10 protein-coding genes are annotated in these 13,223 nt (G+C 63.4%); 4 read left to right on the forward strand and 6 right to left on the reverse strand.

Annotated features, from left to right (window positions below; all coding sequences use genetic code 11):
- The first annotated feature begins 168 nt into the window (after positions 1-168).
- Positions 169-2,901 carry a DNA mismatch repair protein MutS gene (gene mutS, locus AC1RKJ_RS12090; protein WP_492791198.1) on the forward strand — a complete coding sequence of 911 codons (2,733 nt, stop codon included), beginning with the start codon at positions 169-171 and terminating at the stop codon, positions 2,899-2,901.
- A 6-nt stretch (positions 2,902-2,907) separates the two neighbouring features.
- Here the strand turns inward: mutS and AC1RKJ_RS12095 are convergent, their stop codons facing one another.
- The 4 genes from AC1RKJ_RS12095 to AC1RKJ_RS12110 form a co-directional block, all read right to left on the reverse strand.
- Positions 2,908-3,420 (reverse strand): OsmC family protein, encoded by a 513-nt coding sequence (locus AC1RKJ_RS12095; RefSeq protein ID WP_492791199.1) that lies wholly within the window; start codon positions 3,418-3,420, stop codon positions 2,908-2,910.
- 56 nt (positions 3,421-3,476) lie between these two features.
- The gene (locus AC1RKJ_RS12100; RefSeq protein ID WP_492791200.1) at positions 3,477-4,256 is read right to left on the reverse strand and encodes an ABC transporter ATP-binding protein; all 780 of its coding nucleotides are present in this window, start codon (positions 4,254-4,256) and stop codon (positions 3,477-3,479) included.
- Complete coding sequence (locus tag AC1RKJ_RS12105; RefSeq protein ID WP_492791201.1) at positions 4,256-5,107, reverse strand: ABC transporter permease; 852 nt, start codon at positions 5,105-5,107, stop codon at positions 4,256-4,258. The genes AC1RKJ_RS12100 and AC1RKJ_RS12105 overlap by 1 nt, the downstream gene beginning before the upstream one ends.
- Positions 5,108-5,195: 88 nt before the next feature.
- Positions 5,196-6,170 carry an aliphatic sulfonate ABC transporter substrate-binding protein gene (locus tag AC1RKJ_RS12110; protein WP_492791202.1) on the reverse strand — a complete coding sequence of 325 codons (975 nt, stop codon included), beginning with the start codon at positions 6,168-6,170 and terminating at the stop codon, positions 5,196-5,198.
- A gap of 250 nt (positions 6,171-6,420) precedes the next feature.
- On the opposite strand from AC1RKJ_RS12110, the gene AC1RKJ_RS12115 reads away from it, so the two are divergent.
- Complete coding sequence (locus tag AC1RKJ_RS12115) at positions 6,421-9,216, forward strand: [protein-PII] uridylyltransferase (protein WP_492791203.1); 2,796 nt, start codon at positions 6,421-6,423, stop codon at positions 9,214-9,216.
- Between the two features lie 9 nt (positions 9,217-9,225).
- Here AC1RKJ_RS12115 and AC1RKJ_RS12120 read toward each other — a convergent pair whose 3' ends face one another.
- Positions 9,226-9,762, reverse strand: coding sequence for a methylated-DNA--[protein]-cysteine S-methyltransferase (locus AC1RKJ_RS12120; RefSeq protein WP_492791204.1), 537 nt, complete (start codon positions 9,760-9,762; stop codon positions 9,226-9,228).
- A 137-nt stretch (positions 9,763-9,899) separates the two neighbouring features.
- Here AC1RKJ_RS12120 and AC1RKJ_RS12125 point away from each other — a divergent pair, with 137 nt between their 5' ends.
- Complete coding sequence (locus AC1RKJ_RS12125; protein ID WP_492791205.1) at positions 9,900-10,274, forward strand: DUF1304 domain-containing protein; 375 nt, start codon at positions 9,900-9,902, stop codon at positions 10,272-10,274.
- 21 nt (positions 10,275-10,295) lie between these two features.
- On the opposite strand, the gene AC1RKJ_RS12130 is transcribed toward AC1RKJ_RS12125, so the two are convergent.
- Positions 10,296-10,724 carry a DUF1330 domain-containing protein gene (locus AC1RKJ_RS12130; RefSeq protein ID WP_492791206.1) on the reverse strand — a complete coding sequence of 143 codons (429 nt, stop codon included), beginning with the start codon at positions 10,722-10,724 and terminating at the stop codon, positions 10,296-10,298.
- Between the two features lie 209 nt (positions 10,725-10,933).
- Here AC1RKJ_RS12130 and AC1RKJ_RS12135 point away from each other — a divergent pair, with 209 nt between their 5' ends.
- Positions 10,934-13,207, forward strand: a complete 2,274-nt coding sequence (locus AC1RKJ_RS12135; RefSeq protein WP_492792723.1) for a transglycosylase domain-containing protein — start codon at positions 10,934-10,936, stop codon at positions 13,205-13,207.
- Positions 13,208-13,223 lie beyond the last annotated feature (16 nt).

Here is a 13,223-nt window from a genome sequence, read left to right on the forward strand (position 1 = left end):
CACTCCCGGCTGGCTCGGGTTTTAGGAAGCACGGCGCGGCGCGTCAAATGATCCATGCCCGGACCCGCCTTATGGGCCGGCAGAGCGGCCATGCACGTCCCGCCGCAAGGCGTGGAAAACGCCCCGCACAATTCCACCAGGCGAAAGAACTTTGCTAGTGTGGCCCACATGACCATCCATTCCACGCCACCCGCACCGCCGAACACCGAGTCCGCCTCCACGGAGGCGGCAAGCCGTGTCACGCCGATGATGGAACAATACCTGGAGATCAAGGCCGCCAATCCGGAGCTGCTGCTGTTCTACCGGATGGGCGACTTCTACGAATTGTTCTTCGAGGATGCTGAAACCGCGTCGCGTGCGCTCGGCATCACACTGACCAAGCGCGGCAAGCACGCTGGCGAAGACATCCCGATGTGCGGCGTGCCGGTGGAACGTTCCGACGACTATCTGCACAAGCTGATCGCACTCGGCCATCGCGTCGCGGTCTGCGAGCAAACCGAGAATCCAGCCGAAGCGCGCAAGCGCGGCAACAAGAGTGTCGTGCGGCGCGACGTTGTTCGCCTGGTGACGCCCGGCACGCTGACCGAAGACAACCTGCTCGACGCCAAGGCCAACAACTATCTGCTCGCCGTCGCACGGACGCGCGCGTCCTCGGCGGCCGGCGACCGGATCGGCCTGGCGTGGATCGACATTTCGACGGCGGAGTTCAGCGTCACCGAATGCAGCACGGGCGAGCTCGGCGCGACACTGGCGCGGATCAATCCCACCGAAGTCATCGTGACCGATGCGCTGTATTCGGACCCGGAGCTGGCGGCGCTGTTCCGTAGCCTTGCCGCCGTCACGCCGGTGACGCGCGACATTTTCGATGCCGCCACCGCCGAGCGCCGTCTGTGCGACTATTTCGCCGTGGCCACCATGGACGGCTTCGGCGCGATGTCGCGGCTGGAGGCGACCGCCGCCGCTGCTGCCGTGACCTATGTCGACCGCACGCAGGTCGGCAAACATCTGCCGCTGTCGCCACCGGCCCGCGAAGCCGCCGGCACCACCATGGCCATCGATCCCGCCACCCGCGCCAATCTCGAGCTGACGCGCACGCTGGCAGGCGAACGCCGCGGCTCGCTGCTCGACGCCATCGACTGCACTGTGACTGCCGCCGGATCGCGGCTGTTGGCGCAACGCCTCGCAGCGCCTTTGACCGACAGCGCAACGATTTCCCACCGGCTCGACGCCACCGCGCTGTTCGCGAACGATAGTGCTGCGCGGGAAGATCTTCGCGGCATCCTGCGTGCCGCCCCGGACATGTCGCGTGCGCTGGCGCGGTTGTCGGTCGGGCGCGGCGGCCCGCGCGATCTCGCGGCCCTGCGCGACGGCATTCTCGCCGCTGACAAGGTCATCGAACGGATGACGCGGATCGAGAAACTTCCGCGCGATATCACTCATGCTATCAGCGCGCTGCAACGACCTTCCCGCGATCTGGCGCGGGAATTCGCGCGCGGCCTCGCCGACGAACTCCCGCTGTTCAAGCGGGACGGCGGCTTTGTGCGCGCGGGCTACGAACCAACCCTGGATGAAACCCGCAATCTGCGGGACGCCTCGCGGCTGGTGGTGGCCGCGATGCAGGCACGCTACGCCGACGACACCGGCGTCAAGGGTCTCAAGATCCGCCACAACAACGTGCTCGGCTATTTTGTCGAGGTGACCGCGCAGCACGGCGACAAGCTGATGGCCGCACCGCTGAACGCGACCTTCATTCATCGCCAGACCCTCGCGGGGCAGGTGCGCTTCACCACCACCGAGCTTGGCGAGATCGAGGCCAAGATCGCCAATGCGGGCGATCGTGCGCTCGGCCTTGAACTGGAAATCTTCGACAGGCTTTGCGCGCAGGCTGTGGCTATCGGCGACGATCTGCGCGCCGCTGCGCACGCTTTCGCGCTGCTCGACGTCACCGCGTCGCTCGCCAAGCTCGCGGTCGATGAGAATTATGCGCGGCCCGTGGTCGACAATTCGCTGAAGTTTTCCATCGAGGGCGGACGCCATCCCGTGGTCGAGCAGGCATTGAAGCGCGACGGCCAGCCATTCATCGCCAACGCCTGCGACCTGTCGCCGGGGCCGTCGCAATCATCAGGACAAATCTGGCTGCTGACCGGCCCGAACATGGCGGGTAAATCGACATTCCTGCGTCAGAACGCGCTCATTGCGTTGATGGCTCAAATAGGGAGTTTCGTGCCTGCGAAGCTCGCGCATATCGGCATCGTCGACCGGCTGTTCTCCCGCGTCGGCGCAGCGGACGATCTCGCGCGCGGCCGCTCGACTTTCATGGTCGAGATGGTGGAGACCGCCGCGATCCTCAATCAGGCCGGCGAGCGCGCGCTGGTGATCCTCGATGAAATCGGCCGCGGCACATCCACGTTCGATGGACTGTCAATCGCATGGGCGTCGATCGAGCATCTGCATGAGTCCAACAGATGCCGCTCGCTGTTCGCGACGCATTACCACGAACTGACAGCGCTCTCGGCCAATCTGCCGCGCCTGTTCAACGCCACCGTCCGCGTCAAGGAATGGCAGGGCGACGTGGTGTTCCTGCACGAGGTGCTGCCGGGATCGGCGGATCGCTCTTACGGCATTCAGGTCGCGAAGCTCGCGGGCCTTCCCGCCGCTGTGGTTGCGCGGGCGAAGTCAGTGCTGGCGAAACTCGAAGCGCAGGATCGCGGCACCACAGCGCGCGCGCTGGCTGACGATTTGCCCCTGTTCGCGGTGCCGTCGCGCTCGGCCGCCGAACCGGCGCCGCCCAGCGCAGCCGATCAACTTGTGGAGGCACTCGGCGCGCTGCACCCCGACGAGATGTCGCCGCGCGAAGCCCTGGACGCACTGTATGCACTGAAGGCGAAGCTGCCGAAGTAGCGATGGTCAGATCCGGTTGATCGACACGACCGTCTTTGGACCGTTCTTGATGGTCTGGTAGACCACACAATAACGCTCGGTCAGTTTCAGTAGTTGATCGAGCTTCTCCTGCGGCGCATCGGTGTCGACATCGAAACGCAGACGTATTTCGGCGAAGCCAACCGGTGCTTCCTTGTCGACGCCTAGGGTGCCGCGAAAATCAAGATCGCCTTCGGCAATGACGTTGCCGGATTTCAGCGGCGCGTCGATAGCGGTCGCCACCGATTTCAGCGTCACCCCGGCGCAGGCCACAAGTGCTTCAAGCAGCATGTCGCCGGAACAGAGTTCAAGTCCGGAGCCGCCGGTCGCCGGGTGAAGGCCCGCAATGGCGGCAGCCGCCTTGCCGGTCTCGACCTTGCAGGACAAGCCGTCGCTGTCGAGCGACCCTTTGGCCTTCAAGGTAATGAACGCCGCCTTGGGGTCGGCCTTGTAGCGGTCCTTGATCGGCGCCTGCATGGCGCGGAGTTCGGTGGAATCCATTTTCTCGTTCTCCGTTTCCGTCAGCACCAACAGCGCCGCGTACAAATTATTCCGCTTTATATCCCCTCGCCGACCGTGAGCAAATCATCTGCGGGGCGCACTTTGCGATTGAGCGAGCGATCCAGCGAGGCCAGCACCTCATGCTTGACTGCCTCGAAGGCGGAAGACGTCCGGTCGCGTGGCCGGGTCAGGTCAACCCTGATTTCCTCGAACAACCGTCCGGGCCGCGGGCGCATCACGATAACACGATCCGCCAGCACCACCGCCTCATCGACGTCATGGGTGACAAGAACAAGCGTCGGCTTGGTATCGGCCCACAGGTCGAGCAGATGATCCTGCAGATCAGCGCGTGTGAACGCATCGAGCGCGGAGAACGGCTCGTCCAGCAACAGCACTTCCGGTGACGGCACCAGTGCCCGCGCGATTGCCACGCGCTGCGCCTGTCCGCCGGACAACTCGCGCGGCCATGCACCGGCCTTGTCCGCGAGGCCGACCCGGGCCAGCGCGCGGGCGACTCTCTGCTGCCGCTCAGCGGACGGCAGATCGCCGAGCCCGAAACCGATATTGTCGGCCACGCTCAGCCACGGCAGCAGCCGCGGCTCCTGAAAGATGACGCCGATCTTTTCGTGCGGCGCAGTGATCGCGATGGTGTCGAGTGTCACCGAACCCGTTGTCGCGCGATCGAGGCCCGAGATTGCGCGCAGCAATGTGGACTTTCCACACCCCGATCCGCCAATGATGGCGACGATCTCGCCGGGCCCGATGCGCGCGGAGAAATTGTCCAGCGCGTGAACGCCGTTCGGATAAGTCTTGCCGACATGATCGAGGACGAGCATCAGGCCCCTCCCGCATGGGCGCTGAAGGAATCCTGCCAGCGCAGGAACGGTGCTGCGATCAACTGGATCAGCCAATCGGTGATCTTGCCGAGGATGGCAAAGACGATAATTGCCGCAAGGATCTGGGCCGGCTTGCCGAGCTGCTGGCCATCGGTCAGCAGATAGCCGAGACCTTCGGATGCGCCCATGAATTCGGCGGCGACCACGAACATCCAGCCCAACCCGAGCCCGGAGCGCAGCGAGATCACGTAGGCCGGCAACACCGCAGGCAGCAGAATGCGCCGGATCATGGCAAACCCGCCGAGGCGGAATATGCGGCCAACCTCGACGATCTTGCGGTCGACGCTCAGGACCGCGCCAATGACGCCGAGATAGATCGGAAAGAATACGCCGACGGCGATGAGCGTCACTTTCGATGTTTCGAAAATACCGAGCCACAGGATGAACAGCGGCACCCATGCGATGGACGGGATCGCGCGCAGCGCTTGCAATGTCGGATCGAGCAGACGCCGTGCCAGCGGCCAGTATCCGCAGATCGCGCCGAAGATCGTTCCGGCCAAAACACCAAGCCCGAAGCCCGCGCCGACGCGGCCCAGTGTCACGATGATGTGCCGGGCGAGTTCACCGCTGGCCGCAAGCTCCACAAGCGTCTGCCAGATGCGGCTCGGCGGCGGCACCAGCCGCCCGTTGGAATAACCAAACCGCACGGCGAATTCCCACACGAGCGCAAGCCCGAGCGGCAACAGCAGACCGAGCGCAGGCCGCGCAAACCGACGCAGGCGGCCGGCAGGGCGCGATACAGTCTGCTCCGCGATGGTTTCCAGTGCTGGCGTGTCGAGTGTCATGGCCATAGCAAAAACCGCTTATCGCAAGAGATTGCAAGAGCGCTTCAAAACAAAGGCCCGCAAGCTTGCGGGCCTTTGAATGCGTTGCAAGCTCTCAATTCGTGGGCAGCGGCACCTGATCGTCGATCAGCGCATCCACCGTCGCCTTCACATCGACACCAGGCTGGATCACGCCCGCCTGCTGGAGTGCAAGGCCTGCCGCAAGAATCGACTCGCGCTGCGGTGCGCCGATCCGGTTGTGCGTCAGTTCGGTGCGTTCCTTGAGCTGCTTGTCGACAACCGTTTCGGGCAGCTTGGTAGCGGCGATGAAGCCCTTTTTCAGTTCGCCGTAGTTGGCGAGCGAATACTTGCGCGCCTCTTCATAGACCGCGAGCACCCGCTGGACGAGCTTCGGGTTGTCCTTCAGGAATTCTTCCCGCACGTTGAGGATGCCCCAGGTGTTGGCTTCGGGCTTGCGGAAGAACAGTTTGGCTCCGTCCTCGACTTCCGCCTGCGCCATCATCGGATCGAGACCCGCCCACGCATCGACGTCGCCCCGGATCAGCGCGGCCTTGCCGTCGGCGTGCTGCAGCAGCACCGGCGTGATGTCCTTGTCGGTCAGGCCCGCATCGAGCAGCGCGCGCACGAGGAAGATGTGCGGATCGGTGCCGCGGGTGACTGCGACGCGCTTGCCTTTCAGGTCGGCGACTTTCGCGATCTTGGAATCCTTACCGGTCACCAGTGCGGTCCATTCCGGACGCGAGTAGACGTAGATCGACTTGATCGGATTGCCGTTGATCTTTGCAACCAGCGCGGCCGAACCGGCGGTGGAGCCGAAATCGATCGAGCCCGCGTTGAGGAACTCAAGCGCCTTGTTGGAGCCAGCCGACTGCACCCAGACGATCTTGATGCCGTCCTTCTCGAATTCCTTTTCGAGCAGGCCCTTCTCCTTCAAAATGATGGAGACCGGGTTGTAGGTCGCCCAGTCGATAACAATCTGTTTCGGTGCGTCGGCGGCGAATGCCGCGCCGGGCGTCAGCGCTGCGCCCGCAACAAGGACCGCGAATGCGCGTCGTGAAAGTTTGAACATCGTCGTCTCCATCTGGTGATCGAAATGCGGGTGAGAGCCGGCGCGACTGCGAGGAGAGCACGCGATGCCAAGACCGCAAAAACTATCATGTTTTCAATAAGTTATTTGCTTTCGTCAACGAGAAAATAACTGCGTGAATAGGCTTCTCGGGAGAACGGCCTTCCTCCATGCGCACAAAAAACAGAAAGGATGACTGGACCTGCCTCAATCCGCTGATGACACCGCTGCCGCCGTCCGTTATCCGGATATTATGGACAGCGTGACGGCCAAACTCCCGCCAGATCCCGAGCTGATTTTCGACACCGCCCGTATCGCGGCGGCGATCGATGCGCTGGCCCAGAACCATGCCGGCAAGGACGATGTGTTCCGCACGGCGGTGGCGCAGTTGTTGAAGGGCGAACTGGCGCAGGCCCGCGATGCCGCACAGGCGCAACTGCTGAAAGACCGGCACGGGCGGCGGTGCGCCGAACGGCTTTGCTTTGTGCAGGATGAGATCATCCGCATCCTGTTCGGTGCCGCCACCAAACATCTCTATCATTCGCCGACGCCGTCGGATTCAGAACGCATGGCGGTGATCGCCACGGGCGGTTATGGCCGCGGCCTGATGGCGCCGGAATCCGACATCGATCTCCTGTTTATCCTGCCCTACAAGCAGACCGCTTGGGGCGAACAGGTCGCCGAAGCGATCCTCTATTGCCTGTGGGATATGGGGCTGAAAGTCGGCCACGCCACCCGCTCGATCGACGAGTCGATCCGTCAGGCCCGCGCCGACATGACGATCCGCACGTCGGTGCTGGAAACAAGGTTTCTCACCGGCGACAAAGCGCTCTACGACGAACTCGTCACGCGCTTCGACAAGGATGTCGTGCAAGGCACCGCCGCCGAATTCGTCACCGCAAAGCTCGCCGAGCGCGAGGAACGGCACCGGCGCGCCGGCCAGTCGCGTTATCTGGTCGAACCCAATGTGAAGGACGGCAAGGGCGGACTGCGCGATCTGCACACGCTGTTCTGGATCGCGAAATACGTTTATCGCGTCAGCGACACTGCCGACCTCGTGCAGCGCGGCGTGTTCGACGCGCAGGAATACCGCACGTTCCGCCGCTGCGAGGACTTCCTGTGGTCGGTCCGCTGCAACATGCATTTCTTCACCGAACGCCCCGAGGAGCGGCTGTCGTTCGAAATGCAGCGCGAAATCGCGCAGCGCCTCGGTTACACGTCGCACCCCGGGATGCAGGACGTCGAGCGCTTCATGAAGCACTACTTCCTGATTGCGAAGGAAGTGGGCGATCTCACCGCGATCCTCTGCGCCAAGCTGGAGGATCAGGAAGCCAAGCCCGCGCCGGTGCTGAGCCGGATGATGGCGCGGCTGCGGCCCGGCCGGAAACGCGGCCGCGTTCCCGGCGGCGAAGATTTCATCATCGACAACAACCGCATCAACCTTGCCGCGCCGGACGTCTTCAAGCGCGATCCGGTCAACCTGATCCGCATCTTCCGGCTCGCGCAGAAGAACAATCTGGCGTTCCATCCCGACGCCATGCGCACGGCGACACGCTCGCTCAATCTGATCACGCAGAAGCTGCGCGAGAACCCCGAAGCCAACAAGCTGTTCATGGAGATCCTGACGTCGAACGACGCAGAGACCGTGCTGCGGCGGATGAACGAGGCCGGCGTGCTCGGCCGCTTCATTCGCGCGTTCGGCCGGATCGTGTCGATGATGCAGTTCAACATGTATCATCACTACACGGTCGACGAGCATCTGCTGCGGTGCATCGGCATCCTTCAGGACATCGAGCGTGGCGGCAACGACGAGTTCGTGGTCGCCAGCGACCTGATGCGGAAAATCCGCCCCGAACATCGCCCCGTCATCTACATGACCGTACTGCTGCACGACATCGCCAAGGGCCGCCCCGAGGATCACTCCATCGCGGGGGCGAAGGTGGCGCGGCGGCTCTGCCCGCGTTTCGGCTTCAACGCCGCCGACACCGAACTTATCGCGTGGCTGATCGAAGAGCATCTCACCATGTCCACGGTGGCGCAGTCGCGCGACCTCTCCGATCGCAAGACCATCGAGAATTTCGCGGCAGTGGTGCAGTCGGTCGAGCAGATGAAACTGCTGACGATCCTCACCACCGCGGACATCCGCGGCGTCGGTCCCGGCGTCTGGAATGGCTGGAAGGCGCAGCTCATCCGCACGCTCTATTACGAAACCGAACCGGTGCTGACCGGCGGCTTCTCCGAGGTCAATCGCGCGCAGCGCATTCAGGTCGCGCAGGCGGAATTCCGCGCGGCCTTCACCGAATGGCCGGAGGCCGAACTCGAGGCCTATATCGCGCGGCAATATCCGGCCTACTGGCTCAAGGTCGAACTGCCGCGCAAAATACGTCATGCGCGCTTCGTCAAGGCCAGCGAGGCCGGCGGCCACAAGCTGGCAGTCAATGTCGGCTTCGATGAGGGGCGCGGCGTCACCGAGCTGACGATTCTCGCGCCGGATCATCCCTGGCTGCTGTCGATCATCGCAGGCGCTTGCGCATCGGCCGGGGCCAATATCGTTGACGCGCAGATCTACACCACCACCGACGGCATCGCGCTCGATACGATCGCCATCACGCGCGAATACGATCGCGACGACGACGAGGGACGGCGCGCGACGCGCATCGGCGACACCATCGAACAGGTTCTCGAAGGCAAGCTGCGGCTGCCGGACATGATGGCGCGGCGCACGGCGGCGAAGGCGCGGTTCAAGCCGTTCGTCGTCGAGCCCGAAGTCATCATCAACAACCAGTGGTCGGATCGCTATACCGTGATTGAAGTCTCGGGCCTCGATCGCCCCGGCCTGCTGTTCCAGCTCACCACGGCGATCTCGAAGCTCAATCTCAATATTGCATCCGCGCACGTCGCGACCTTCGGCGAGCGCGCCCGCGACGTGTTCTATGTCACCGACCTGCTCGGCGCGCAGATCACCGCGCCGACGCGGCAGGCCGCGATCAAGCGGGCACTAATCCATCTGCTCGCCAACGGCGACGCAGCCGAAAAGCCGGCGGCATAGTTTTCGAGATCACGCTTGTAGCCTTTTGAACGCCGCGCCTTCGTGCGCCAGCAGCCATTGCTTGCGTTCAAGTCCTCCGCCATAGCCGGTCAGCGATCCATCGGCGCCGATCAGGCGATGACACGGCACAACGACGCTGACCGGGTTGGCGCCATTGGCGAGGCCGACCGCACGCGCCGCGTTGGGCGCGTTCAGCCGCGCCGCAAAAGCACCGTAGCTCGACGTGGTCCCCGCCCGGACCTTTTGCAGCGCCGTCCATACCTTGCGCTGGAATTCCGTACCGTTGGTCCGCCACTTGATCTTTTTCAACTGGCCGAGGTCGCCGGCAAAGTAGCCGGTCAACGCCGCCGTGATGTCCTTGGGAGCGGACGCTTTCTCCAAAACATAGTCACCGTAGTGCCGTCGCAGCAGGCGATACAGCCGCGTCTCGTAATCGGACCAGTCGAGCGCGCGCAGGAAGCCCTGCTCGTCGGTGACCAGCAGCGCCGTGCCGATGGGCGTCTCCAGCCGGTCAAGATGAAAACGCTGAGGTTGCTCTGTCGACATATCCAGCTTCCTTGATCGTGTGTTTCAACCATCATGGCCGCGGCGGTCCGGGATGTCTTTCCGATTTCCGACAACATCGGGGTCTGGCAATCGTCATTCTTGCTGCTAGGTTCCCGTTTCTATTGGGGGAGATTGTCATGAGCTTGATTGCGAACATTCTCGTTGCGCTGGTCGCCGCGCTGCACGTCTATTTCCTGGTGCTGGAGATGTTTCTCTGGACCAAGCCCAAGGGCCTGAAGACCTTCGGCAACACGATCGAGAAGGCACAGGCCTCCGCCGTGCTGGCCGCTAATCAAGGGCTCTATAACGGCTTCCTCGCCGCCGGACTGATCTGGGGGCTCCTCCATCCCAATCCGGGATTTGGCTTTCAGATCAAGGTATTCTTTCTGCTGTGCGTGATCGTCGCCGGACTGTATGGCGGCTACTCCGTCAGCAAGCGGATCATCATGGTCCAGGCGCTTCCCGCCGCCGTAGCACTTCTGCTGCTCTGGCTGGCGCGCGCGGCGATCTGAGACCGCGACACGTTCTGGAATCTATTGGGGGATTTCGCCGAAGGTCTTGCCGACTTCCATTGGTGCGGTGCGGATCAAGCGCGAATCCTCCACGGCAGCCTGACGGTGTTTGACCGCTTCGCGATAGGCTGGGTCGCGGATCATCTCCACGAACGCCGCCACGCTCGGGTATTCCGCTATGAAGCAGTGGTCCCAGCGTTCTTGCGACGGGCCGATCAACATCAGTTCGAATTTGCCCTGCCAGACGATCCGGCCGCCGAGCCGCGTAAACACCGGCCCGCTTTCGCGCCCGTAGCTGGCGTAAGCTTCCGCGCCGGTCGCCGCGCGGCCATCAGGATATTTCGCCTGTGCATGTAGCCGCACCAGGTTCAGCATGTGGATTGGACCGGGACGATCGTTGGCGCGGAATGCCGCGAAGATTTCCTTGGTCGGGTCGATATGGCCGGTCATCGATGTTGTCCTCTCGCGCGAAATCGTCTGCAGGCTGCGGGCATCGAGAAAGCCCTGTCAAGACAATCGGGTTCGGTGATGGAATCGGCGTTCTTTCGGCCAGCTGCAGCGGAACATCTAAACCCGCGTTAACCTTCGCTTAACGCGCCTTTAAACCGCCGTCGCTAGCTTGCATGCCTTGCATAATGGGCATGCCGGCACAGGTTTGGATGGCGTTGGGGCGGAAAAAGAAGAGCGGGCGCACGGAGCCGAAATTCGATGGCGCCGCCTCGCTGGACGGCGTCCGCCTCAATCCATGGGACCGCGTCGGCGGCCCGGAGGATGACGACGACATCAAGCCAAAACGCCGTGCGGCGAAGAGCCGGCCGGTCGATGATGACGAGGACGACGCGCCGCGTCAGTCGCGGCCGCGCAAGACGCGCGCATCCTCCCGCAAGGACGCCAAGGCAAAATCGAAACAGCGCTCGCGATCGGGCCTCGGCCGTCTCGTCTACTGGGGCGCGGTGCTCGGCCTGTGGGCGGTAATTGCCGGCGCCGGCGTGATCGTCTGGGTCGGCGCGCATCTGCCCGCAATCCAGTCGCTGGAGGTCCCCAAACGCCCGCCGACTATCCAGATTACCGGCATGGACGGCACGGTGATCGCCACGCGTGGTGAAATGCCGGGCGCAAATGTTTCTTTGAAGGATTTGCCGCCCTACTTGCCGAAGGCGTTCATCGCCATCGAGGACCGGCGCTTCTATTCGCACTTCGGCGTGGATCCCACCGGAATCCTGCGCGCCGCCGTGACCAATCTTCTGCATCGCGGCGTCTCGCAGGGCGGCTCGACGCTCAGCCAGCAGCTGGCCAAGAACCTGTTCCTGACGCAGGAGCGCACCTTCCAGCGCAAATTGCAGGAAGTCGAACTGGCGCTGTGGCTGGAGCGAAAATACACCAAGGACCAGATTCTCGAATTGTATCTGAACCGCGTCTATTTCGGCTCGGGCGCTTACGGCGTCGAGGCCGCCGCACAGAAGTATTTCGGCAAACCGGCGCGCAACGTCTCACTGGCGGAAGCGGCGATGCTGGCCGGCCTCGTCAAATCACCCTCGCGGCTTGCGCCCAACCGCAATCCGGAAGGCGCGGAGAAACGCGCGCAACTCGTGTTGAGCGCGATGGCGGACGTCAGGTTCATCACTGACGCACAGGCCAAGGCGGCGATCGAGAAGCCGTCCTACGCTATGAAGCCGGTCGGCGCCGGCACGATCAACTACGTCGCCGACTGGATCGGTGAAGTGCTCGACGATCTCGTCGGCCAGATCGACCAGAACATCGTGGTGGAAACCTCGATCGATCCGAAACTTCAAAGCGTCGCCGAGGCCGCGATCATCGACGAACTGGCCGCCAAGAGTGTGAAGTTCAACGTCTCCCAAGGCGCGCTGGTAGCGATGACCCCGAACGGCGCGGTGCGCGCCATGGTCGGCGGGCGCAACTATGCGGAAAGTCAGTTCAACCGCGCTGTGACCGCGAAGCGCCAGCCGGGCTCGGCCTTCAAGCCGTTTGTCTATCTCACCGCCGTCGAGGCCGGACTGACGCCGGACAGCGTGCGGCAGGATGCGCCGCTCGACGTCAAGGGCTGGCGGCCCGAGAACTACAGCCGCGAATATTTTGGTCCGGTGACGCTGACGCAGGCGCTGTCGATGTCGCTGAATACCGTCGCCGTCAGGCTCGGCATCGAAGTCGGCCCCGCCAACGTGGTCCGCACCGCGCACCGTCTCGGCATTGCTTCAAAGCTTGAACCGAATGCAACGATTTCGCTCGGCACGTCGGAAGTCTCGCTCAATGAACTGGTCGGAGCCTACGCTCCGTTCTCCAATGGTGGCTTTGCCGCCTCACCCCATGTCGTGAACAAGATCCGTACGCCCGAAGGCAAGGTGCTGTATGCGCGCCGCGCCGATCCACCGGCCCAGGTCATCGATTCGAACGCGGTCGGCATGATGAATGCCATGATGCACGAGACGCTGGTCACCGGCACCGCGAAGAAGGCCGACATTCCCGGCTGGTCCGCCGCCGGCAAGACCGGCACCAGCCAGGATTTCCGCGACGCCTGGTTCATCGGCTACACCGCCCATCTCGTCACCGGCGTATGGCTCGGCAACGACGACAATTCGCCGACCAAAAAAGCCACCGGCGGCGGGCTGCCGGTCGAGGTCTGGACCCGCTTCATGAAGGCCGCGCATCAGAACGTGCCGGCAGCTCCCCTGCCCGGTTCAATGCAACCGCAAGGCGGCTTGCTGTCGAACCTGTTTCCCGGAAGCTCGCGCGGGGCCGCACCCGCTCAGCAACCTTACCCGCAGCAGTCCAGCAATCAGGGTTATCAGTCGTCAGGCGGAGCGGCGCCATCGTCGCAAGGTCGGCCGCCGGTCACGCAGACGTCGGGCCGACCTGAAGCCGCAGCGGGTCTCGATGGCTGGTTGATCGATCGCGTTTTCGGCGGCCGTCGCTGAAGCAGCGACAGCCCTA

Source organism: Afipia sp. GW822-FHT04G07 (assembly GCF_058800765.1).

Bases quoted from the DNA above. Each gene is read 5' to 3' on its own strand.
- AC1RKJ_RS12135 (WP_492792723.1), top strand. From the start codon at position 10,934: ATGGCGTTGGGGCGGAAAAAGAAGAGCGGGCGCACGGAGCCGAAATTC.
- AC1RKJ_RS12100 (WP_492791200.1), bottom strand. From the start codon at position 4,256: ATGCTCGTCCTCGATCATGTCGGCAAGACTTATCCGAACGGCGTTCAC.
- AC1RKJ_RS12130 (WP_492791206.1), bottom strand. From the start codon at position 10,724: ATGACCGGCCATATCGACCCGACCAAGGAAATCTTCGCGGCATTCCGC.
- AC1RKJ_RS12095 (WP_492791199.1), bottom strand. From the start codon at position 3,420: ATGGATTCCACCGAACTCCGCGCCATGCAGGCGCCGATCAAGGACCGC.
- mutS (WP_492791198.1), top strand. From the start codon at position 169: ATGACCATCCATTCCACGCCACCCGCACCGCCGAACACCGAGTCCGCC.
- AC1RKJ_RS12105 (WP_492791201.1), bottom strand. From the start codon at position 5,107: ATGGCCATGACACTCGACACGCCAGCACTGGAAACCATCGCGGAGCAG.
- AC1RKJ_RS12120 (WP_492791204.1), bottom strand. From the start codon at position 9,762: ATGTCGACAGAGCAACCTCAGCGTTTTCATCTTGACCGGCTGGAGACG.
- AC1RKJ_RS12115 (WP_492791203.1), top strand. From the start codon at position 6,421: ATGGACAGCGTGACGGCCAAACTCCCGCCAGATCCCGAGCTGATTTTC.
- AC1RKJ_RS12110 (WP_492791202.1), bottom strand. From the start codon at position 6,170: ATGTTCAAACTTTCACGACGCGCATTCGCGGTCCTTGTTGCGGGCGCA.
- AC1RKJ_RS12125 (WP_492791205.1), top strand. From the start codon at position 9,900: ATGAGCTTGATTGCGAACATTCTCGTTGCGCTGGTCGCCGCGCTGCAC.